Origin of the sequence: Marinobacter litoralis (assembly GCF_016427555.1) — a bacterium.
GTDB lineage: Bacteria > Pseudomonadota > Gammaproteobacteria > Pseudomonadales > Oleiphilaceae > Marinobacter > Marinobacter litoralis_A.
Genome location: NZ_JAELVS010000001.1, coordinates 402,111 through 422,229, shown reverse-complemented (window position 1 = coordinate 422,229; position 20,119 = coordinate 402,111). Strand labels below are relative to the sequence as shown.

Below are 20,119 nucleotides of genomic sequence, written 5' to 3'. Positions count from 1 at the left end.
GGTTTGGCGACACCCGGGGACGGGTCTTCCTGATGTTTCTGGTTTTGGCTGCATTTGCCTTTCCTTCCCTGACTGTTGCGCAGGCCGGTTGCCGTAATGGCGTTTTGTCACTGGGTGAGGGTTCGGAAGGCGTACGAGACCTGAATGGCTGCCTGGCTTATCTCGAGGATCCGGACCAAAGCCTGACGTTTGATCAGATCGTTGCCTTGCCCCCTGCACACTTCAACCGGCATGACGAAGGTGTATTGAACTTTGGCTACACCGAGTCCGCGTACTGGTTGAGGCTGGACATAAACACCCGCGACCTGACAGGTTCAGAGGACTGGATTCTTGAGTTGGCCTTACCTCTGGTTGACGATGTACGCCTGTACCATGTGCGAGAGGGGCGCGTTGTGCAAACCCGGCGTGCGGGCTATCACGATAACTGGGACGAGCGGGATCTGGCGGTTCCGAACCCAGCCTTCCATCTTGCGTTTCAGTCGGACACACCTTCGACCATCTTCTTGCGTGTAACCAATACCAATACTTTCCGTTTGCCTATCACGCTTTGGCCCCGGGACAGCTATACCGCCAAGCTTTCGGTGGATGAAAGTGTCCGTGGAATCTTGCTTGGCGGGATTCTCGCGATTCTTGCCTACAACCTGTTCGTCGCGGTCTCAGTGCGCGAGCGCAGCAACATCTATTACCTGCTCTATCTGGTTTCGGCGATGCTGTTTACCATCACGGAGCAGGTTCATGGCGTGCAGATATTTGATCGAAGGCCGGCGCTGCTGAGCAAGGAGTACCTGCCTTTTCATGTGATTCTGACTTGGTTCTTCGGTGCGCTATTTGCACGGGCGTTGCTGGAAACCCGGGAAAGGTCGCCCGATCTCGACAGGGTGCTGATGGTTGTCCTATACGGCGTTGTGGCGACATTTGTCATGGCCTTGTTCATGCCCTATTCCGTCACCATGGAATGGATCGTGGTAGGCACGATTTTGGTGATCAGTACCGTACTGGCAGTGAGTTTCCTGTCGTGGCGTTATTTCAACCCGGCTGCGCGCGCGCACTTTTTTGGCTGGCTGGCGGCTTCGGCGGGATTCGGGCTATACGGCCTGACAATGCTTGGTTATTTCCCGCTCAACACCTTTACCAGCTTTTCACCTCAGATAGGCCTGACGGCACAGGTTATCTTGTTATCGTTTGCGTTGGCAGATCGCATCAAACTGGTACAAGGCGAAGCCTTGTCCTGGAGTCAGAAAGCGCTGGCCAATCTGCGGCGTTATCAATCCCTGTTCGATAACGTTAATGAAGGCGTTTTCCAGATGTCGCCGAACCGCCGTTTCATTACCGCCAATCCGGCCATGGCCGAATTATTGGGCTATCGCAGCAATCAAGAGTTGCTGCAAGCCAATCCCGATGTGCTGGAAGCTTGTATCGGCGATGATCAGCTGAGACATCTGGTGGTGCAACAACTGGAAAGCAAGGGCACGGTCAAAGGCGTGGGCGCACATTACAGGACCCGGACCGGCGAAGAGCGTTGGGCAACCATTTCGTTGCACACGGTGTACGACGAAGAAGGATTGCCGATGCATCTGGAGGGCACCTGTATTGATGCAACCGAGAGTCAGCAGCGACTGCAGATTGAACGGGAGCGAGAGCAGGAACGGCTTGAGAAAGAGCTGGCCCGTAACTCAGCTCAGGCGAAAAGTCAGTTTCTGGCAAATATGAGTCACGAAATCCGAACGCCGCTGGCGGCCATCATCGGATACGGGGAAACGCTGCTGGATGCAGATCTGAGTGACCGTCAGAAACGCGCCAGCGCGGAGACTGTGGTGCGAAGCGGTCGCCATTTGCTGGAGTTGGTGAATGACATTCTGGACCACTCTAAAATTGATGCCAATAAACTCGATGTTGACGTGGTACCGGTCAATTTACCGGAAATGCTCGAGGAGATACGGGCCTTTTTTGACTCCAAAGCGGTCCAGAAAGGTTTGGATTTCAACATCGTTTGCGAATATCCGTTGCCGGAAATAATTCATACGGATCCTACTCGCTTTCGCCAGATCATCATCAATTTGTGCGGAAATGCCCTGAAATTTACCGAAAAAGGTATGATCTCGCTGAATATTCGCTGCGATCGCGAGCGTGAGATTCTACAGGCCCGGGTGATCGACACCGGGATTGGTATGAAGCCGGAGCAAATTGAGCGATTGTTCGATCCGTTCGCGCAGGGCAGCAGCGCTATTTCCCGGCAGTACGGCGGTACCGGATTGGGCCTGAGCATCTCTCGGCGTTTGGCCGAGTTGCTGGGCGGCAGTATTCGGGCAACCAGCCGTTACGGCGAAGGCAGTGAGTTCGAGGTGACAATAGACACCGGGGCGCTGGACAACGTGCGCTTCCTGGGGGACGCGTCGGAATTCATTGAGCGACGCAGATCGATGCCGATGGTCGAAGCACCCTCGCTGAAGGGCCGTATTCTGTGCGCGGAAGACAATGAGCTGAACCGTGGTCTGGTGTCTTTGCTGGTGGGCCGGACGGGGGCAGATCTGGTACACGTGACCAATGGCGCCGAAGCGCTTGAGAAAGCCACCAAAGAGTCATTTGACCTGATCTTGATGGACATTCAGATGCCGGTGATGAATGGTCGGGACGCAACGCTTGCATTGCGTGAGGCGGGCGTCAACACCCCGGTTATTGCGCTCACGGCAAACGTGATGGCGGAAGATCTGTCCGATTATCGCGTGGCTGGCTGCAACGGCCATTTGGCCAAACCGATCGACAAAAAACAGTTTTATCAAACGCTGACGCATTATCTGCAAAGTGGTTCCGACCTGAAAAAAACGGTGGCGCCCCAATATCGAGGCCGCGTGCTGGTGGCGGAAGACAATGACAATACCCGTCGCATGGTCGAGAGAGCGCTGCGGCGGAGTGGTGTAGAGCCGGTGCTGGTCGACACCGCCGAGGAGGCGGTGCGCACAGCGCTCTCGGATTCCGTACATCTGGTGCTGATGGACAGGCACGTGGCGGGCATGGGCGGTGTCGAGGCCACCCGACTCTTGCGCCAAACGGGTTTCCGGCGGCCGATCATTGCGTTTACTGATGGCACGCAATCGGACAATGATGCGCTGGTGCGTGCAGGCTGTGATGGGGTCTTGAACAAGCCCGTCGGCGATATGCACTTGCAGACACTGCTGGATCGGTATCTGGTGGTTGAAGCGCCTGCCCCGGAGGATGAGGGCCTCGAGCATTTATCGTCCCGCTTCCTGGCAGGCCTCGCAGACCGGAGGCAAAGTATGAACGAAGCTCTGGCGAATAAGGATCTGAGTCGCCTGCAGGTTGAGAGCCATCAACTGAAAGGCACGGCGGGTGCTATGGGGTATCCTTTGCTGACGGAGCAGGCGGCGGTATTGGAGCAGCTCGTCAAGAGTGACGCTCCCGATTGGCAGCGCATTCGCACCGGTCTCGAAAAACTCAATGACATGATAACCCGGGCCTTGTCAGGCGCCGCTCACGACACCCGGAATGACACAGGAATGAACTCATGACCGATATCCGACACCGCCAGGAGCAGCACTCGTTAAGCATGATGTATGGCACCTACGCCGATATCCTGTTCGTTTTGTTTCCGTTTTTGGTGATTGCCATGCAACGGTTATGGGACGGAAACCTTTACGAAACCCTGATGCAACCTGATCTGAGCATCGCAGCGGCCATTCTGGCCGGGCTGGCAATCGGAAAATTTGTCCTCGGGCTGGTAACGAATCAGGACCTGGGGCGCTATAAAGAGCGTATAGTATTCTTTATCGCTTTGACTTTGTTTTTGGTAATGGGGCCAGCGATCATATTATTGCTGAGCATGACAGCCAGCGCGGATGTGCCGCGCTTTGTCGCTTTTGTCCAGCCGGTTCTCCTGATTGTTGCCATATCGCTTTACTCTACGGCCGTTAGCATCGCCAATGTTCTGGTGCAGATGGGGGAGGCTGAGCCAACAGCGAACGATGCCGAGCTGCGTTATGCGGATGCCATGTCGCAGCCGCGGGACAGCTCGAAACAGCCACCGCTGGACTTGCCGCGACGCACCGAGAGCGATGGCTATTGAGGGCGGAATAATGCAGGAGATGTCTGAATGAATGATCTTAGGGTTTTGGTGGTTGAAGACGACGCGCTGATGCGGGAACGACTGGTCGCCATGCTGCATAAAGCGGGCGCCACAGAGGTGATGGAGTGTGCCGATGCGGCATCAGCACGAGCGGCGTTCGATGCCAGCCAGTTTCACATCGTGTTGCTGGATCTGGGTTTGCCGGATGGCGATGGTCATGAACTGATGACGGCGTTCAAAGCCGAGAGAAAGGAGCAGCACATTGTGCTGGTGACGGCCGATGACTCGATCGAGAGTATTCAGCGGGCTATCAGCGCAGGAGCAAACGGTTACGTTGTAAAACCGTATTCACAGGAAAAGATCCACGATGTGGTCAATAACTTTGCCATGGTACATGGTGGCGATATGGCCGTTATTGAAGGACTGAACCGGCACCATTAACCGGTTCAGTCGTTGGCCGGTCGTGTAAATCACGCGACCTGGCGGGCAATCCATGAGTTGTAGCGGGTTGCCAGTGCTCTGACGTAACGAGCCTCGGCGCCGTCGAGGTTGCTCAACACACCATTAAAGATCCAGCCTCGTTCGTACACACCCAGCACGCGCTGTTCATCGTCGAGATTGACGCGCTGATTCAGCTTTTTGCAAATGGCATCGAGTAGCGGCAGCTTCTCTGGTCTTTTGACCGGGGCATTGCGGTTGCTGATTGGCTGGTTAGCGGCCCGCCTCACTGATTGTCTTTTCATTGTCTTCTCCTTGCCTTTTGCTGCTGCAACAACAGAAAACCCCGGAGCCTGAGGCAACCGGGGTTTGGCAGAGAAGCTGCTCCCGGTCGCTGCAATGGCTCCCGGGACTTGACCGAAAGCCGTTAGATGTCTTTCACCATGGCACGCTGAGCCTGCCCTACCGGGCAACCTGCGATTGCGGAAATACTGTGTTGGAAACGCATGATGGTCATATCAGCTCTTTGAATTCGGTTCAGCTCTCAGTGTATAGCCAATTACGGCGTTTGCAATAGCCTGTGCGATTCGGCAAACGCGTACAGACAGGTATAGGTCACAGCCTTACTATTCGCAGCGTCACGTGTTTTTACGTTGTGTAATCCGCGACGCCTGCCCAGGCGTCGATTGGATCTCTCCTTTCTGGCGCAGTCTTTATGGCTGCGCTTTTTTTTGCCTGAAAAACAGCCATCTCGGTTAGTTCGTAGCCACTAGTTCGTACAGCTTAAAGATTTCAAATTGGCGATAATTTGCACACTAAAGATCGACTAACTGTAACGAACGAAGAGGTTGAAACCTAAGAAAATGCCCGAAGACCGCGCACGCGCCGTTAAGAAATTTGTGTCTGACTTTATCGTGGAAATTGCACTGGTTGTTGCGGTTGCCGTTTACCTGTTGATGGCTCAGGGGCAATCGGTGGGGGAAAACCTGACCTTTACCATGGTTGGCGCAGGCTTGATGGCCATCGCGACATTCTGGACTCTGCACACAGCGCGCAAGGGTCTGGAAGTTATCGCGCTTCGACTTCACCCGAGCAAATAACTCGCTGCCAGGTCCGGTGAAGGATCAAGGCATCGTTGGAGGCCCGGTGAACCGGCAACCCCAGCTCCTCGATCACTTGCCGGCGCATGGCCGGCCATTGCTGGACCTGTTCCGGATTAAGCAGCATAGAAATGGATTCCAGCTGGAAGGCGGGCGAAATGCCCGCCGCACGAAAGAGCCGGTGCAGCCAGAAACTGTCGAAAGTCCAGGCATCGCAGAAAACCTGTTCTGGCAGTATCGCATTGAGCTGCTCCGCAACGTACGAGACCGGCTTGCCATGTTCTTCCAGTTCCTGTCGGCTGATGCCGTGAATCGCTTCCGCCCCGGATGACCAGTCGTGCCAGGATTTATGCGGATCAATCAGCCAGCTGTGTTGCGAGCCATCCGCCAGGCATACGCCCACCTCTATGGGGTAACCCGCGATCAGGTCCAGACTGGAGGCTTCGAAATCGATAAATGCCGGTTTCGTCGTAACGGTCATGAATAGGCGCTGATTGTTGTCGATTTTCATCTGAGTTTACTCCTGATCTTTCTTCCGTGCGAACCCAAGAGGCGCCAGCGCTGTTACAATATATCCGCGCTATCTATAACCTCGATGACAATTCCTCATTTATCCCGGTGATCGCTCCATGACTGACACAGTTGTTGTTATTTATTCCGGAGGCATGGACTCCTTTACCCTGCTTCATCTTGCGCGCGCTCAAGGGCACAAGGTACACGCCCTGTCGTTCAATTATGGCCAACGCCACGTGCGGGAGCTGGACGCTGCGCGGGCTGTGTGTGAAGCCGAGGGCATTCCCCATAAGGTGATCGACATTCGGGCCATGAGCGAGGTGATGTCGGGCTCGGCTCTGACCTCGGATGAAGAGGTACCGGAAGGTCATTACGAAGAAGACAACATGAAAGCCACCGTTGTCCCCAATCGAAATATGATTCTGCTGTCGCTGGCGACCGGTTATGCGGTTACGGTGAATGCGCAGGCAGTCTGGTATGGGGCCCACGGCGGCGACCATGCAATTTATCCCGATTGCCGCCCTGAGTTTGTCGAGAAAATGGACGCCGTATGCCGGGTAGCCAACTATGAGCCGGTTGCCGTAAAAGCGCCGTTCATGATGCTGGACAAGGGCGAGATTCTGGCGGAAGGCTTGAAACTGGGGCTGGATTACGGCCAGACCTGGACCTGTTACAACGGCCGCGATAAGGCCTGTGGCCGCTGCGGCTCGTGTGTTGAGCGGCTGGAAGCGTTCGCCGCCCATGGCATTGAAGATCCTCTGGCCTATGAGCGTGGTGCCTGATGTACCGGGTTAAAGAAGCGTTTTACACCTTGCAGGGCGAAGGAGCTCAGGCGGGCCGTGCCGCAGTGTTTTGCCGGTTCAGCAAGTGCAACTTGTGGAATGGCCGTGAGCGCGACCGGGCCAAAGCGGTGTGTAACTTTTGCGATACGGATTTTGTCGGGACCGATGGCCAGAACGGTGGCGTATTTGAAACAGCCGAAGCGCTGGCGGCTCATATCCAGTCACTTTGGCCGTCGGGATCGGGCAGGCCTTACGTGGTATGCACCGGCGGTGAGCCGTTATTGCAATTGGATGCCACGTTGATCGCAGCCCTCCATCGCGCGGGGTTCGAAGTGGGCGTCGAAACCAATGGCACCCTTCCCGCCCCACCGGGCATCGACTGGTTGTGTGTCAGCCCCAAGGCCGATGCGGAAGTGGTCATCACCAAGTGCAATGAGCTGAAGCTGGTGTACCCGCAACCGCTGGCTATGCCAGAGCGGTTTCTGGAGGCTATACAGGCGGACCATTACTTCCTGTCGCCCAAGGCTTCGCCGTCGCTGCCCGAGCAGGCGGAGGATGCGGTCAAACAGAGCAATACCCGCAAGGCCACGGATTATTGCCTGGCCAATCCCCAGTGGCGACTAACCTTGCAGATGCACAAGATCATCGGGATCGATTGATGGGCGCGGATCAGGCCTGCTTTGCCAGATTCGAGTTGGCGATCCGGTACTGGCTCGGGCTGTTACCGGTCCAGCGTTTGAAGGCCCGGGTGAAATTCGCCGCATCCGCGTAACCCAGAGCATCGGCGATCTGGGTCAGGTTCATGGTGGTGTTTTCCAGCAAGTCCTGGGCGCGTTCCAGACGGACTTCATCCACCAGGCTCTGAAAGCTGGCTCCTTCCTCCTGCAAACGTCGTTTCAGTGTTCGCTCCGAGACGAACAGTGTGCTGGCGGCTCGCGCCAGTTTAGGTGGAAACGGGTGGCTGGCTTCGATCACTCTGCGCACTTTGCTGGCCACACCGGAAACTTCTTCCAGCTGCTGCAGAGCTTGCTCGCATTCCTCTCGTGACGTTTCGGCCAGATGCTGATTGCTGAAACGGGTCGGGTGGCTGAGATGGCTGATTGGCACCACCAGCGCGTCTTCGCTGGCGCCGAACTCCACGGGCACGCCGATCATGCGCCGGAACCGGTGAAAATGGCTTGGTTCCGGGCCTCGTCTCATGATGCGCAGCCCCGGGAGCGTGGTCCCCAGCAACTGGGTGCCCATCGAGATGCAACCGAATAATACGGCATCCAATATGAAACTGAGGATTGAGCCGAGTTGGGCCTCGCAGTTGATCGCATACCAGACACTGGACCCGGCCATGTGTTTTTCAACTTTTAAGTGAGGTACCCGAAGAGTCAGATAACGGGTGACTAGCTCAAGGGCTTCTTCAAGCGTGCGACTGCTCATGACAGCTGTACCCAGAGCGCCATGTAACGGCAACTCTAGTTCCCGCGCCAGCAAGATACCTAACCCTGGCTCGCCGCTTTCAACAATGGCTCGGGTGACGAATTCCGCCGCCTGGGCCTCGCTGACTCTGAGATCGGTGGATTTCAGTCGCGCAGGGTCCAGCCCGACGCGCTGAATCAAGTCCCTTTCATCCACTCCAATAGTGTGGAGCAGCTCGGCCAGAGTGTGAAGATAGATGGCCGGCATGCCCAGATCCTGTGTGTTAGAAACTGAGACGCCCATGAGTTTCCTCGATAATGGCAGTTATTGTTATGTGAGTGGCTGGGATTATGGCGCGTTAGTTGCCTTAGTCACATGACTTGGATGACGGGTCAATTAGCTGAAGAGGCCAATTCGGGACCACTGTGGAACTAATCGACCTGATTGTTGTGGCGCTCTACGAAGCCAGCCAGAACCGCCGCGGAGCGCTTCGGGTTCTCGATCATGGGCAGGTGTCCAACGCCTCGGAACACGTGTATGTCGGCGTCAGGCATGGTTTTTTTCAACCAGTCAACACAGCGGGCCGGCGTGATCGTATCGCGATCGCCCCACTGCACCTGCACAGGGATGGCTTGCCTGCCAAGGTAACGGGTGGGAGCCATTGGATCGGCGACCATGTCGTTAAAAATATGTTGCAACGCATGGCGCCGTTTCATCAGGTCAGGACCTAACAAGCCGGTCATGGCGAGGCCGGGAACGCTGGGTCTGCCGTTGCCGACGCTGTTGAACATTCGATAAACGCCGCTCCAATCGCTCGGAATGAGCACGGAATCTGTGGTCGGGCGTACCGGCGCAAGGTGCTCCATGCCCGGTGATTCCGGAATACCTGCGCTGTTGAGCAGGGTGACCGTTCGGGGCGGTGTCGCCAGTTGGTGGGCCAGCAGTGCGGCAATTGCGCCGCCCATGGAACTGCCCGCAATATGCACATTGTTGCTGTTGTAGTCCGCCAGCCAGTGGCCAAGACGCTCGGCCTGGCTCTCGTAGCCGTAATTGGCCTCGGGGCGGTATTCGCTTTCTCCGAGGCCCGGCAAATCCGGTACCAACAAGTGCCAGTGCGAAGGCAGCAGTTGCATCCAGAAGGCCCAGTTTTCCTTCATCGAGGCAAAGCCATGCAGCAGCACCAGTGTCGGCGTGCCTGGCCGGGCTTTGCCGCGCTCCAGATACACCATCCGATGACCATCCACCGAGGTTTCCCGGCGTTTTGCTCGCAGTAGCCAACGCTGGCCGGTGCGGGCCAACGGCCAAACGTCGGGAGTTGGAAATTTCATGGTAGCCTCACCTGATCACGATGTATCGAATGTCAGTGTAACCGTTGGAATAGCGGCGGCTATTGCTGCCAAGCCTGGTGAAGCGGGCGTTAAAGCCACCCGGGTGGCCGGGAATCAGAGCCGGAGATCGGTGATCACTGGGTTGTGGTCGGACGCCCGCCACGGCCCTTTACGGTCAGGCGCACCTTGGTAATCCAGTGCCCGCGGCTCATCGGCATTGATGTTCCAGACGTAGACAGCCTCGACATGGGGCATAAGACTCTGATTGGCCAGCGCATAGTCCAGCGTCCCCTTCTCGCCCCGATAACGATAGCTGTGGTAGCGGCAGTTGCCAGGCCGGCAAGGGTGTGCGTGGTGCACCAGGCTGATGAAACCCGCTTTGCGAAAGGTATCCACCGGCGTTTCTCGGGCGTAGCTGTTGAGATCGCCGGTGATGAGGGTGCCAACCAAATGTTCCTTGGGGGATAAGTGGCTAAGCCAACGAACGATGGCGCGTGCTTCCCGCGTCCGGTGAGCACTGAAACAGCCTTGGCCGTCTTGCTGATCGGTGTCTGGTCCACGTGCATTGCGGCACGACTTGGATTTCAGGTGAGGTACCACCAGCCGCAAAGACCGCCCGCCGGCCAAGGGCGAAAAGCTTTGCGCCAGCGGCGGACGGCCCCGATGCTGGTAGATGCCTTGGTGCAATCGCACCGCCCGGCCTTCAGGTCTGACCCGGTCGCTGCGGAACAGCAACGCCGTGCGGATGGCATCGGAGCCGTCTCGGTCGGGTGTTTTGATGAAGCGCCACGCCGGTCCGAGCGCGTGCGTGAGTTGGGCCAGAGAGCTTTGCGGGCCATAGCCGTCGTTTTCTAGTTCCGTGACGGCCACAATATCGGCGGCAGCCTGGGTGATGGCAGTGGTCAGGCGGCGCAGCTGGTGGTGGTGAGCGCTTGGGGTGCGGGCACCTCGGGGTGTTGGAAATCCGCCAGACTGCCCGTCGCCATTGAAGTAGTTCTGCAGATTAAACGCCATGGTCCGGATCACTTCAGCGGACGGTTTTGGCGGAGCTTCAGGCCTTGGTTGGGGGCGGGAAAAAACCGGTTTGCGATCGGGTTGAATCCGCCATTGGCCGAAGCGGAAATCCAGAACGCCACTTAGCCCGGCTACCTGATCGCCGGCGCGTACGGTGCGGTCCTCGCCCAGTGCAAGCCAAGGTACCGGTGTGGGGTCTCGGGTGCTTTTTCCGTCGTCCAGAAGAACGCGATGTTTACGGTTTCGGAGATGCTGTTGCAGGGCTTGAGCGCCGGGCGCAAGATATTCCGTTGGCATGATCTGGTCTTCATGGGCCAGCGTCAGTTCGCCGAAACGGGACAGATTGTGGTGCTCGATGACCGTCAGCTGAGTCTCGAACAGCACGCGCATGTTCTCGAGACTTTCTGGTGCCTGCGGCCACGGCAGAGTCAGTTTGATCGGTTGGGGAATGGGCGCCCGGCCGCATACGGTGTGCTGGCTGACGTTGACCAGTTCGGTCAGGTCGTGGAATTCCTTGACGGTGCCGGTTAGCCGGAGGCGCTGGCCGGGGCTGGCGTTGCGGCGGGAATAAACGAACAAGGCTTCTGAGGTGGCCGGGTCGTTATCTGTTTCGCTATCCGCTTGCTGGATGTAAAAGCCGTGGAAGCCGTCCCGGTGGCTCGAAGTGTAGGTCACGATGCCTTCGATCGACACGGTTTGCCCGGCGAGCGGTGAATGGGGGCCTGAGCCCTGGACCCGGTGAATGGCCGTGGCGGGCGAGCCGCACTCCTGGGCTGCCGTTGTTGCGGGGCTGGCCGCCAAAAACACCAGCCCGACAACAGCGAGGAACGTTTTGATCACAGGGCCCGACAGTTAAAGACCGGCTACCGCTTTAAGAGCCTGTTCACGCTTGCTTCCGAAGCCGAGCTGGTCAGGGTTGATCAGTTCCAGTTGCTGCACCAGAGGATCCGGGTGGTCGCGGTCAAAGGTGATGCCAAGCTGAGACAACACATAGGGTGCAAGGGCGGCGCGGGTCTCGATCTGAAGGCTGCCGTTTTTCATGCCGTAGTCTCGTGCCACGATTCGTTGCTGCGCCTCGGTCAAGCGTTGGTCGGGAGCGAGTTCGAGGGTGATCCGGCGCTGCCAGTCCTCATCCTGCAGGGCGGTAAAGCGGGCCTTCTGGCGCAGGGCTTCCGGAGTGCCCTGAAAGCGGCTTAATGCGAAGTCGCGGAACTCCCGATTGGAGCTGCACCAGGCACGAACATGCCAGTTGTTGCCCGTGCACACCAGCGAGTGGGGCTCAAGCACGCTTTCTACGGCTTCGGGGCGGCTGAGAGAAACGTAGCTGGCTTTCAGCAGGCGTTTGTAACGGGTAGCCGCGACCACTGAACGCATGGTTTCTGGCGCAACGTACCGGCCCGGGCCGGCAATAACTGTATTGCCCGGCATGCCCAGTTCCAGTTCGGCCAGTGAGTCATTGAGGTTCTGTTGCTGGGCCAGCAGATCCTGATATTCCGAGACGTTGCCGTGGGTGACCACGGGTTTGAATTTCTCGGATGGCACATAGCCCTTGAGGTGACGGTCATAAACCAGATTGCCCGGTGCGACCTCTCGCAGATAGGTATTGATGTCTTTGGAGGCCTGTTGGCGACCAATGCCGAAACTGTGGCAGATATGGTTGGTGGTCAGGCGTCCTTCCCATAGTGCAACGGTTTCGATGAGTCGATAGCGAAGCAAGAGATCCCAACGAATGGGCCAATCCGTTTTCTTCATAACCAGGCGCTCACAATTTCAGTAAATAGCTTCTTATTTATCTTACCCGTTAAGGGGTTAGGGGTCTGTTACGGCCCATTAATGTAAAACAATGTCAAATTAGGCCCAGTGTAATACAAGTCTCGGCTTCTCCCTAGTTTCTGCCATCACATAGCCTGATTAAATGCCGGTCAATCGCCCCGGGAGAATACTGCTATCCTACTCCTGAACATGCCCACCTTTTCGATGATGCGGAGTCAGTCATGACCCGAATGGTAGCCTCTCTGTCCGCATTGCTTTTTAGCATCGTATTTCTGATCAGCGGCAATGCCTTTTTAATGACGCTTTTGGGGATTCGTCTGAGTATCGAAGAGGTCTCTCCGGATGTCATTGGCTGGGTGCTGGTGTGCTATTCCGTGGGTTTTGTTGTGGGTACCCTCTACGTCCACAAGATTATAGGCCGCGTTGGGCATATCCGTGCTTTTGCGGTTTTTGCCGCCTTGGCCGCGGTTGCCGCATTGATGTACCCGATGGCGGTGAACGCATTTTTCTGGGCGGCACTGCGAGTGGTGTCCGGTTTCAGTGTTGCCGGTGTGCTGGTGGTCATCGAAAGCTGGTTTTCCAGCCGGGCTACCAATTCCAATCGCGGTTCGTTGTTCGCGGTATACCAGATCATTTTTTATCTGTCGGCAGCCGGCGGCCAATTGGTGGTTAACGTGGGTAATCCGGCTGACTTCCTGCCGTTTTCACTGGCAGCGATCTTGCTGACACTGGCGGTGATCCCATTGTCGATGACCCGCATGGAAGCGCCGGAGATTGAGCACACCCACCGGATGTCCGTCTTCAAATTAGCCCGCGAGTCCTTTTCCGGTGTTGCGGGTGCATTGGTAAGCGGCGCACTGATTGGTGGCTTTTATGCGCTGGGGCCGGTCTACGCCACATTGGTGGGGCTGGACGTCGGCAAAACCTCAACCTTTATGGCCTCGGCGATTGTCGCCGCTATGGTCCTGGCCTGGCCCATGGGCCGGATCTGCGACCTGTTCGATCGCCGAAGAGTGATGTTCTGGGTGTCGTTACTGGCCTGTTCGGCGGCGCTTGGTGTGGCCGTCATTGGTGCCGGGAGCTTGATCATTCTGACGGCGCTGGTCGGGGTTTACACCGGTTTGTCTGCGACCCTGTATCCCATTGCGGTGGCGATCACCAACGACCGGATGGACAGCAATCGCATTGTTGCGGCCAGCGCTACCCTGTTGCTGAGTTACGGCATCGGGAGTGTCCTGGGCCCGATTGTCATGGCGGAACTGGTTCATCTGCTGGGCCCCTCGGGGTTGTTTTATGGCAACGCAGGATTTCTGATTGTACTAGCGGCGATTACCCGGTACCGCATCGTTCAAACCGATGATGTACCGGTGGCGGAGCAAGAGCATTTTGTACCCACCATGCCGGAAGCCTCCGCCGTGCTTTCGGAAATCGACCCACGCAACGAGGAGTTCTGTGAGTCTCCGGAGGCCGAGGCGATGCAGGAAGAGATGCGCCAGGCGCATTAAAATCTGCTGTATTTTGGGGTTGATGTCGCATTTGAATCTTTCTTCATTTCAACTAGTAGCTTACTATTGGTGAAATTCTTGTACCTTTAGCGTCTTGCTCTAACTGTCAGCAAACGCAAACTCATTGAGGAGAGAACATTGTGAGAGATCAATTCCCGTTTGCGGTTGCCCGTGTGACCCGCCGCTGGCGCAAAATGCTGGATGAACGCCTGAAAGATCTGGGCGTGACACAGGCTCGCTGGAGCACCATGGTGTACTTGCAACAAGGCGGTGAAGGCCTGACCCAGCGCGAATTGGCCAGTTTGATGGCGATCGAGAACCCGACGCTTGTTCGCTTGCTGGACAGCCTGGAGCAGCAGGGGCTGATCGAACGCCGCGCCTGCCCGAAAGACCGTCGTGCCCGCAGGCTGCACCTTACTGAAGAGGGGCTGAATTTCATGGACGAGTTGTCTGGACGCGCCACCGAGCTGCGTGAAGAGATGCTTGACGGTATTTCCGACAAGGAAATCGAAAGCGCACTCGCGGTTTTCCATAAAATTATGGAAAACGCTGAAAAGCAGAAATAAGCCTTGGCGGATAATACGGTTGCAGGGCTGGAAGCCCGCTACGGTGAGCGGTGGCGATGGCTGGCCGTCGCCACCGTTGTGCTCGGCACGATGGCGACCGTGCTCAGCGCTACCGTAGTCAACGTCGCTCTTCACGACATCATGCTGGAGTTTGGGCTGCGCCAGGGCACCGTCCATTGGCTGGCGACCGGCTTCATTGCCGCAATGACCACCACCATGCTGGCCTCCGCCTGGTTACTTGACCGCTTTGGCGTACGCAAAACCCTTGCAACGGCAATGGCTCTGTTCGCGGTGATATCCATTGCCGGTGGTTTTGCCCAAACCCCGGCCCAGTTGATCTCTGCGCGGGTGGGTCAGGGAGCCATGGCAGGCCTGATGCAGCCGATGGGCATGTACCTGGTGTTCAGAATATTTCCGGTCGATCGCCGTGGCCAGGCCATGGGAATCTATGGCATGGGCGTCATTCTGGCACCTGCACTGGGGCCGGTCCTCGGCGGTTTTCTTGTCGATCAGTTCAATTGGCGCTATGTCATGTACGCCCCTGCCCCGGTGACCTTGATGGGCGTGTTGATGGCCTGGAGGTTTCTGCCGGTTCCGGTGTCCCGGCCTGCCCGCTACCCCTTTGACTGGCCCGGTCTGGTAATGCTGGGCGCGATTGTCGGTTTGAGCCTTGATACCCTGACACGGTTACAGGCGCTCGACGGTCACGAACTCCAGCTGATTGTTCAGGCCTTGGTGATTTCGGTTCTGCTTATAACCTTTGTCAAGAGAGAACGAAGGATCAAGCACCCGTTGGTCAATCTTGCTCTGCTGCAACAGCCCGTGTTTCTTTACGCCACCATTGGCGCTATGGCCTTGGGGCTTGCCCTCTTCGGCTCCACTTACCTGATACCGCTTTTTGTTCAGACCACGCTCGGCTTTTCGGCGACTGAAGCGGGTTTGCTGATGCTGCCGGCGGGTGTGGTGCTTGGCGTAATTTTTCCGCTCTCTGGCCGGCTGGCGGATAAGCAGAGCGCGCGCAGCCTGGTGTTATTTGGCATCGGGATGTTTGCGCTTTCTGCGGTTTTGTTTGCCTCGACGGGGCAGTTTGCCGGCTTTGGCTGGTTGGCTTTTTGGGCGGTACTTGGCCGTGTCGGTATCGGCTTTATGCTGCCAGCCCTCTCAATGGGCGCCTTGAATCCGCTGCCGCCTGAGCTGATGGGTGCAGGCTCCAGCAGTATCAATTTTGCGCGTCAGCTTGGTGGCGCGCTGGGCGTGAACGTGGTGGCTCTGACCATTGAATTTGGTGAACACCAGAACGGCATACCGACGCTGCAGGCATTTGAATCTGCCTGGTGGCTGGTGGCTGTTTTTGTTGCTCTGGCGGCCATTCCGGTATGGAAAATGCGCATTTAGGCAGTGTTGCAGCGTTACGAAAAGGCAAGATACCCACGATTGTTCAAGGCCTCTTGATGTTGGCGGCCAGCGATGCCGATATAATGGGCTGCTCTTGGAACACGAGAACGCGGCCCGGCGATCCGGAATGAACTCTGGAGCTGAGTGCCGGTCAGTCATACCAACCGGCCCTGAACCGATGTGGAGTGTTATGCAGTTGAAATACCTTGTTTCCTTGTTGCTGAGCCTGGCTTTGTGGGCACCCGCACTGAATGCGGCTGAACCCGACGCGGCGTCGCCCGCTGGCGCCAGTGATGCCAAGCCGGATCGCTCACCCCGAGTGCCCACCTTTTCAGTCAATGGCGATCTGGCCGGTGACCTGCAGGTATTCACGACGGCCTATGAAGACACGTTTGCCGGTATCGGCAACGAGCTGGCTTTGGGGTATCTCGAGCTGGTGAAAGCGAATCCGGGTGTTGATCCATGGTTACCGGGTGAAGGTACGCAAATCACTCTGCCGACCATGTATGTGCTGCCGGATTCTAACCGCGAGGGTATTGTGATCAATCTGGCGGAATACCGTCTGTATTATTTCACCGATAACGGGGTGCAGGTGTATCCGGTGGGCGTTGGCACCGAAGACAATCCGTCTCCACTGACCAATGCCAAGGTCACCATGCCTCTGGAATCGCCAGCCTGGTATCCGCCGGCGAGTATCCGGGCGGAGTATGAAGCGTCGGGCGATTACCTGCCGCGCATGATTCCTCCGGGGCCTGACAATCCGTTGGGGACGCATGCCCTGATGCTCAGCGAGAAAGGTTATCTGATTCATGGCACCAACAAGCAGTTTGGTGTCGGCATGGCTGTCAGCCACGGCTGCTTCCGGATGTACAATGAAGACATCTCGCGCTTCGCTTATCAGGTGTCCAAGGGCACGCCCGTGCAGGTGATTCGCGAGTCCGTGAAGGTCGGCGTCTCGGGCGGTGAAATCTGGCTGGAAGTACATCGTCCCCGTGAAGATTACACCGCGAAAGATCGCGAGGAGCTATGGCGGGAAACGATGGCCAAAATCGAAGCCTTCCAGCAACAGCATCCGGATACTCAGGTCAAACGCATGGCGATCGAGGTGGCGGTTGATCAGGCTGATGGCATTCCCCGAATGATCGGTGAGAAGCTGACGCAAGTGGCGGCGGATGAGCGTTCCGGCAAAACGGAGTCTGAAAAGAAATCGGCTTCCGGGCAAACCCTGTATTTCTGACATAAAAAAAGGCCGGTGTTACCGGCCTTTTTCATGCTAAGCGCTCGCCTTACTTCTGGCTGGCACGCTGCAGCATGCGCTTGGCGCGCTCGTTCGCTTCGTTAGCGGACTTCTGAGCGGCACGGGCAGCAGCCAGAGCTTCTTCAGCAGTCTGCTGAGCAGTGCGAGCAGACTTGGAAGCGCTGTTCGCGGTGTTCAGAGCGTTGTTAGCAGTTTGCTCGGCGGAGCTTGCAGTTGCATTGGCTTCGTCGATAGCAGCTTGATCAGTTGTGGCACAGCCTGCAGTCAGAGCAGTGGCCATTGCAAACCCAGCGATCGTCAGTTTACGCATTGTAAATCCCCTTATTGGTCGTTTTATTTCCTGAGACCCGGAAGCCAGTCGGACGACTTCCTGTCAGTCAAGCCAGTAGGCAATGACTACCGGAGTCGTTAAACAGTGTAAAACACTCCGGAAGAAAATGTTAACTGCGTATAGGGGAATTTCCATAGCTCATGACAACAACGTAATGCACTGATGTCATAGCGTTAATCATCAATTTCGGCGTTCAGGGCAAAATCCGGATCGGGGTTCCGTCGTCAACCAGCTCCCAGATTTCGTCAATTTCTTCATTGGTGACGGCAATGCAGCCATTGGTCCAGTCCAGCCCTGTGAAGGCAAATGCGAGATCGCCAGCATCATTGGGTAAGCCGTGAATCATGATGCTACCACCGGGTTTCAGGCCCCAGGCTTCCGCAGCTTCTCTGTCTTCCTGGCTGGGATACGAGATGTGAATCGATTTGTAGAAATCGCTGTTGGCGTTACGCCAATCAAGAAGATAGCTGCCTTCGGGGGTGCGTTCGTCGCCTTCGTAGAGTTTGTGTCCGACCGGGTTGTCGCCCAGAGAGATCCGGTAACTCTTCACCTTTTCAGAACCGCTCAACAGAAACAGACGGCGCTCGCTTTTTTTCACCAGCACCTCGGTAATGTCGAAAGAATGCGAGGCTTGGGGTTCGGGCATGATCATTCGTTCGTCGGCCCGGGCCAGCAATTCGGTTGCTGCCACCACACCGGGCAGTAGAAGAAACAGAGCTGTCAGGAAGGATCGAAAAATCATAAAGCTGCACTATCGCCAGAACGTTAAATTTTGTACATGCAGTTTATAGCATAGCGGGCCGGGGTAGCGGTAAGAGGGTTTTGTTACATTTGTTGGCTTTACGTACCCCGGCACAGTTTCCGGTCAGGATTCCATTTTCAGGCCGACTTTGGTCACTCGATCGGCTTCAATCGCTCGCGCAACTAACGACACCGGGCCAATGGTCACAACATCCCCGACCACAGGATGCCCTTTGGTGCGAAGATCAAAGCATTTGGCCAGCGTAAGCTCCGACTGCATTTCTTTGAGCTCGATGCCATACACTTGTTCAACATCGCCAAGTAAAGCATCGCCGTTAAGCACGAAGTCCCCGAAGAAGGTTCGTTCCGCCAGATGTTTGGGGGCTTCACGGGTGCTCAAGACCTTGCTCAATTCTGTCACGCCAACGGGGGTGGCAAACAGAGCAAGTACATCACCGGCTGCGACTTCCAGATCCGGGCGAGGCTGCAGGCACTCTCTGTCTCTGAAAATACCGGCAACCGCGGTGTGTTCGGGCAAGCGCAAGAGGCTGATCTTCTTGGGTTTGTTCCAGCCTTTCCCGCGCAGTGGAAACAGCATCAATTCATGATCGCCGGTGGCGGGAACATCCAGAGGAAAGCGTCGGAACGGCGCTTCACTGGCCGGTACCTCAAGTTTCAGTTTACGGGCCAGCGGCGCCATGGTGGTGCCTTGGACCAACAAAGACACCAACACGATAAAGAAGGCGGCATGGAACACCAGTTTGGCGTCGGGCAAGTCGGCCAGAACCGGGAACAAGGCCAATACGATGGGCACCGCGCCGCGCAAACCGACCCAGCTGATAAAGCCGATCTCTCTGCGGTTAAAGCCGAACGGCCAAAGGGTGGCGACCACGGTCACCGGCCGGATGACGAAGATCAGAGCGAAGGCCAGAATCAAACCGCTGCCTACTAACGGCACCAGTTCGGACGGTGTGACCAGCAGGCCCAGAATCAGGAACAGGCATAACTGCGCCAGCCAGGCCAAACCATCATGAACCTGCAGGATCATGGGCATCATTTTCACCTGCTGGTTGCCGATTAAGACGCCGCTGAGGTAAATCGCCAGGAAGCCACTGCCGCCGACGGCATTGGTGGCGGCGAATACCGCGAGCCCCGCTGCTGCCACCAGCAAGGGATAAAGAGCCGGAGTGAGATGAATGCGGTTTACCAATGCGACGATCAGATATCCACCCAGCAAGCCCGCTGGCGCACCAATACCGAATTGCTGCAGCAACATCAGCAGCCCGGAGCTGAAGGCGCCGTCTTGATGTTGGCTGATCAGGGTAACCAGCATCAGGGTCAGGAAGATGGCCATCGGGTCGTTGCTACCGGATTCAATTTCCAGCGTCGCACTGACCCGTTCGTTCAGGTGCAGGCCGCGGCCTTGCAGCAATGAAAATACGGCGGCGGCGTCGGTCGAGGAGATGATCGCGCCAATCAGCAGTGCCATCAACCAATGCAAATCGAAAACCCACCAGGCAACGACGGCTGCGCCCATTGCGGTCATGGCCACGCCCACCGTGGCCAGTAACAGTGCCGGTTTCAGGCCGACCCGGAAGGTTTCGGCCCGGGTACGCATACCACCATCGAGCAGAATGACGGCCAAGGCCAGGCTGGCGATAATGACCGCAAGCTCAACATCGTCAAATTCAATACCGCCGGGGCCGTCCTCGCCCATCAGCATGCCGACACCCAAAAACACCAGCAGAACCGGCATACCGACTCGACTGGAGAGGGGGCTTAGAACAATGCTGAAAACCAGCATCAGAGCGCCGATGAGCGTGAACGTAGGATCCATGAGACTCCAGATCAGAAGATGTGCCCGAGCCTAGGCCCAAACAACGG

The 20,119-nt window shown here is 56.8% G+C and carries 19 protein-coding genes; 10 read left to right on the top strand and 9 right to left on the bottom strand.

Annotated features, from left to right (window positions below):
* Window positions 1-32 precede the first annotated feature (32 nt).
* From JAO79_RS01930 to JAO79_RS01920, 3 genes are read left to right on the top strand one after another with little or no spacing between them, the layout of a single operon-like run.
* On the top strand, window positions 33-3,527 hold the full coding sequence (locus JAO79_RS01930) for a 7TM diverse intracellular signaling domain-containing protein (RefSeq protein WP_199006597.1): 3,495 nt from the start codon (window positions 33-35) through the stop codon (window positions 3,525-3,527).
* Complete coding sequence (locus tag JAO79_RS01925) at window positions 3,524-4,081, top strand: hypothetical protein (protein WP_199005476.1); 558 nt, start codon at window positions 3,524-3,526, stop codon at window positions 4,079-4,081. The genes JAO79_RS01930 and JAO79_RS01925 overlap by 4 nt, the downstream gene beginning before the upstream one ends.
* A gap of 27 nt (window positions 4,082-4,108) precedes the next feature.
* Window positions 4,109-4,522 (top strand): response regulator, encoded by a 414-nt coding sequence (locus JAO79_RS01920; RefSeq protein WP_199005475.1) that lies wholly within the window; start codon window positions 4,109-4,111, stop codon window positions 4,520-4,522.
* Between the two features lie 29 nt (window positions 4,523-4,551).
* On the opposite strand, the gene JAO79_RS01915 is transcribed toward JAO79_RS01920, so the two are convergent.
* Window positions 4,552-4,824 (bottom strand): hypothetical protein, encoded by a 273-nt coding sequence (locus tag JAO79_RS01915; RefSeq protein ID WP_199005474.1) that lies wholly within the window; start codon window positions 4,822-4,824, stop codon window positions 4,552-4,554.
* A 543-nt stretch (window positions 4,825-5,367) separates the two neighbouring features.
* On the opposite strand from JAO79_RS01915, the gene JAO79_RS01910 reads away from it, so the two are divergent.
* Complete coding sequence (locus JAO79_RS01910; RefSeq protein ID WP_227664291.1) at window positions 5,368-5,619, top strand: hypothetical protein; 252 nt, start codon at window positions 5,368-5,370, stop codon at window positions 5,617-5,619.
* On the opposite strand, the gene JAO79_RS01905 is transcribed toward JAO79_RS01910, so the two are convergent.
* A complete protein-coding gene (locus JAO79_RS01905; protein ID WP_227664290.1) occupies window positions 5,588-6,130 on the bottom strand; it encodes a hypothetical protein in 543 nt (180 codons plus the stop codon). The genes JAO79_RS01910 and JAO79_RS01905 overlap by 32 nt on opposite strands.
* Window positions 6,131-6,248: 118 nt before the next feature.
* Between JAO79_RS01905 and queC the strand changes: the two genes are divergently transcribed.
* Both queC and queE read left to right on the top strand, forming a co-directional pair.
* Entirely contained in the window at window positions 6,249-6,914 is a 666-nt protein-coding gene (gene queC, locus JAO79_RS01900; RefSeq protein WP_199005473.1) for a 7-cyano-7-deazaguanine synthase QueC, read from the top strand.
* Window positions 6,914-7,573, top strand: coding sequence for a 7-carboxy-7-deazaguanine synthase (gene queE / locus JAO79_RS01895; RefSeq protein WP_199005472.1), 660 nt, complete (start codon window positions 6,914-6,916; stop codon window positions 7,571-7,573). Before queC ends, queE begins: the two co-directional genes overlap by 1 nt.
* A 10-nt stretch (window positions 7,574-7,583) precedes the next feature.
* On the opposite strand, the gene JAO79_RS01890 is transcribed toward queE, so the two are convergent.
* The 4 genes from JAO79_RS01890 to JAO79_RS01875 all read right to left on the bottom strand — a co-directional run bounded on the left by JAO79_RS01890 (window position 7,584) and on the right by JAO79_RS01875 (window position 12,418).
* On the bottom strand, window positions 7,584-8,627 hold the full coding sequence (locus JAO79_RS01890) for an AraC family transcriptional regulator (protein ID WP_199005471.1): 1,044 nt from the start codon (window positions 8,625-8,627) through the stop codon (window positions 7,584-7,586).
* A 128-nt stretch (window positions 8,628-8,755) separates the two neighbouring features.
* Window positions 8,756-9,652, bottom strand: coding sequence for an alpha/beta fold hydrolase (locus tag JAO79_RS01885; RefSeq protein ID WP_199005470.1), 897 nt, complete (start codon window positions 9,650-9,652; stop codon window positions 8,756-8,758).
* 114 nt (window positions 9,653-9,766) lie between these two features.
* Window positions 9,767-11,506, bottom strand: a complete 1,740-nt coding sequence (locus tag JAO79_RS01880; RefSeq protein ID WP_320158925.1) for an ExeM/NucH family extracellular endonuclease — start codon at window positions 11,504-11,506, stop codon at window positions 9,767-9,769.
* A gap of 12 nt (window positions 11,507-11,518) precedes the next feature.
* Window positions 11,519-12,418 carry a helix-turn-helix transcriptional regulator gene (locus tag JAO79_RS01875; protein ID WP_199005469.1) on the bottom strand — a complete coding sequence of 300 codons (900 nt, stop codon included), beginning with the start codon at window positions 12,416-12,418 and terminating at the stop codon, window positions 11,519-11,521.
* A 242-nt stretch (window positions 12,419-12,660) separates the two neighbouring features.
* On the opposite strand from JAO79_RS01875, the gene JAO79_RS01870 reads away from it, so the two are divergent.
* The 4 genes from JAO79_RS01870 to JAO79_RS01855 all read left to right on the top strand — a co-directional run bounded on the left by JAO79_RS01870 (window position 12,661) and on the right by JAO79_RS01855 (window position 17,142).
* Window positions 12,661-13,944 carry an MFS transporter gene (locus JAO79_RS01870; RefSeq protein WP_199005468.1) on the top strand — a complete coding sequence of 428 codons (1,284 nt, stop codon included), beginning with the start codon at window positions 12,661-12,663 and terminating at the stop codon, window positions 13,942-13,944.
* 140 nt (window positions 13,945-14,084) lie between these two features.
* Entirely contained in the window at window positions 14,085-14,510 is a 426-nt protein-coding gene (locus JAO79_RS01865) for a MarR family transcriptional regulator (protein WP_199005467.1), read from the top strand.
* 3 nt (window positions 14,511-14,513) lie between these two features.
* Window positions 14,514-15,905, top strand: coding sequence for a DHA2 family efflux MFS transporter permease subunit (locus JAO79_RS01860; RefSeq protein ID WP_199005466.1), 1,392 nt, complete (start codon window positions 14,514-14,516; stop codon window positions 15,903-15,905).
* 190 nt (window positions 15,906-16,095) lie between these two features.
* A complete protein-coding gene (locus JAO79_RS01855; protein ID WP_199005465.1) occupies window positions 16,096-17,142 on the top strand; it encodes a L,D-transpeptidase family protein in 1,047 nt (348 codons plus the stop codon).
* Between the two features lie 49 nt (window positions 17,143-17,191).
* Here the strand turns inward: JAO79_RS01855 and JAO79_RS01850 are convergent, their stop codons facing one another.
* The 3 genes from JAO79_RS01850 to JAO79_RS01840 form a co-directional block, all read right to left on the bottom strand.
* Window positions 17,192-17,473, bottom strand: coding sequence for an Lpp/OprI family alanine-zipper lipoprotein (locus tag JAO79_RS01850; protein WP_199005464.1), 282 nt, complete (start codon window positions 17,471-17,473; stop codon window positions 17,192-17,194).
* 214 nt (window positions 17,474-17,687) lie between these two features.
* The gene (locus tag JAO79_RS01845; RefSeq protein ID WP_199005463.1) at window positions 17,688-18,236 is read right to left on the bottom strand and encodes a L,D-transpeptidase family protein; all 549 of its coding nucleotides are present in this window, start codon (window positions 18,234-18,236) and stop codon (window positions 17,688-17,690) included.
* A gap of 123 nt (window positions 18,237-18,359) precedes the next feature.
* Window positions 18,360-20,072: a potassium/proton antiporter gene (locus JAO79_RS01840; protein WP_199005462.1), complete on the bottom strand. Its 1,713-nt coding sequence runs from the start codon at window positions 20,070-20,072 to the stop codon at window positions 18,360-18,362.
* Window positions 20,073-20,119: the final 47 nt, after the last annotated feature.

Bases quoted from the DNA above. Each gene is read 5' to 3' on its own strand.
- JAO79_RS01930 (WP_199006597.1), top strand. From the start codon at position 33: ATGTTTCTGGTTTTGGCTGCATTTGCCTTTCCTTCCCTGACTGTTGCG.
- JAO79_RS01925 (WP_199005476.1), top strand. From the start codon at position 3,524: ATGACCGATATCCGACACCGCCAGGAGCAGCACTCGTTAAGCATGATG.
- JAO79_RS01920 (WP_199005475.1), top strand. From the start codon at position 4,109: ATGAATGATCTTAGGGTTTTGGTGGTTGAAGACGACGCGCTGATGCGG.
- JAO79_RS01915 (WP_199005474.1), bottom strand. From the start codon at position 4,824: ATGAAAAGACAATCAGTGAGGCGGGCCGCTAACCAGCCAATCAGCAAC.
- JAO79_RS01905 (WP_227664290.1), bottom strand. From the start codon at position 6,130: ATGAAAATCGACAACAATCAGCGCCTATTCATGACCGTTACGACGAAA.
- queC (WP_199005473.1), top strand. From the start codon at position 6,249: ATGACTGACACAGTTGTTGTTATTTATTCCGGAGGCATGGACTCCTTT.
- queE (WP_199005472.1), top strand. From the start codon at position 6,914: ATGTACCGGGTTAAAGAAGCGTTTTACACCTTGCAGGGCGAAGGAGCT.
- JAO79_RS01890 (WP_199005471.1), bottom strand. From the start codon at position 8,627: ATGGGCGTCTCAGTTTCTAACACACAGGATCTGGGCATGCCGGCCATC.
- JAO79_RS01885 (WP_199005470.1), bottom strand. From the start codon at position 9,652: ATGAAATTTCCAACTCCCGACGTTTGGCCGTTGGCCCGCACCGGCCAG.
- JAO79_RS01875 (WP_199005469.1), bottom strand. From the start codon at position 12,418: ATGAAGAAAACGGATTGGCCCATTCGTTGGGATCTCTTGCTTCGCTAT.
- JAO79_RS01870 (WP_199005468.1), top strand. From the start codon at position 12,661: ATGACCCGAATGGTAGCCTCTCTGTCCGCATTGCTTTTTAGCATCGTA.
- JAO79_RS01855 (WP_199005465.1), top strand. From the start codon at position 16,096: ATGCAGTTGAAATACCTTGTTTCCTTGTTGCTGAGCCTGGCTTTGTGG.
- JAO79_RS01850 (WP_199005464.1), bottom strand. From the start codon at position 17,473: ATGCGTAAACTGACGATCGCTGGGTTTGCAATGGCCACTGCTCTGACT.
- JAO79_RS01845 (WP_199005463.1), bottom strand. From the start codon at position 18,236: ATGATTTTTCGATCCTTCCTGACAGCTCTGTTTCTTCTACTGCCCGGT.
- JAO79_RS01840 (WP_199005462.1), bottom strand. From the start codon at position 20,072: ATGGATCCTACGTTCACGCTCATCGGCGCTCTGATGCTGGTTTTCAGC.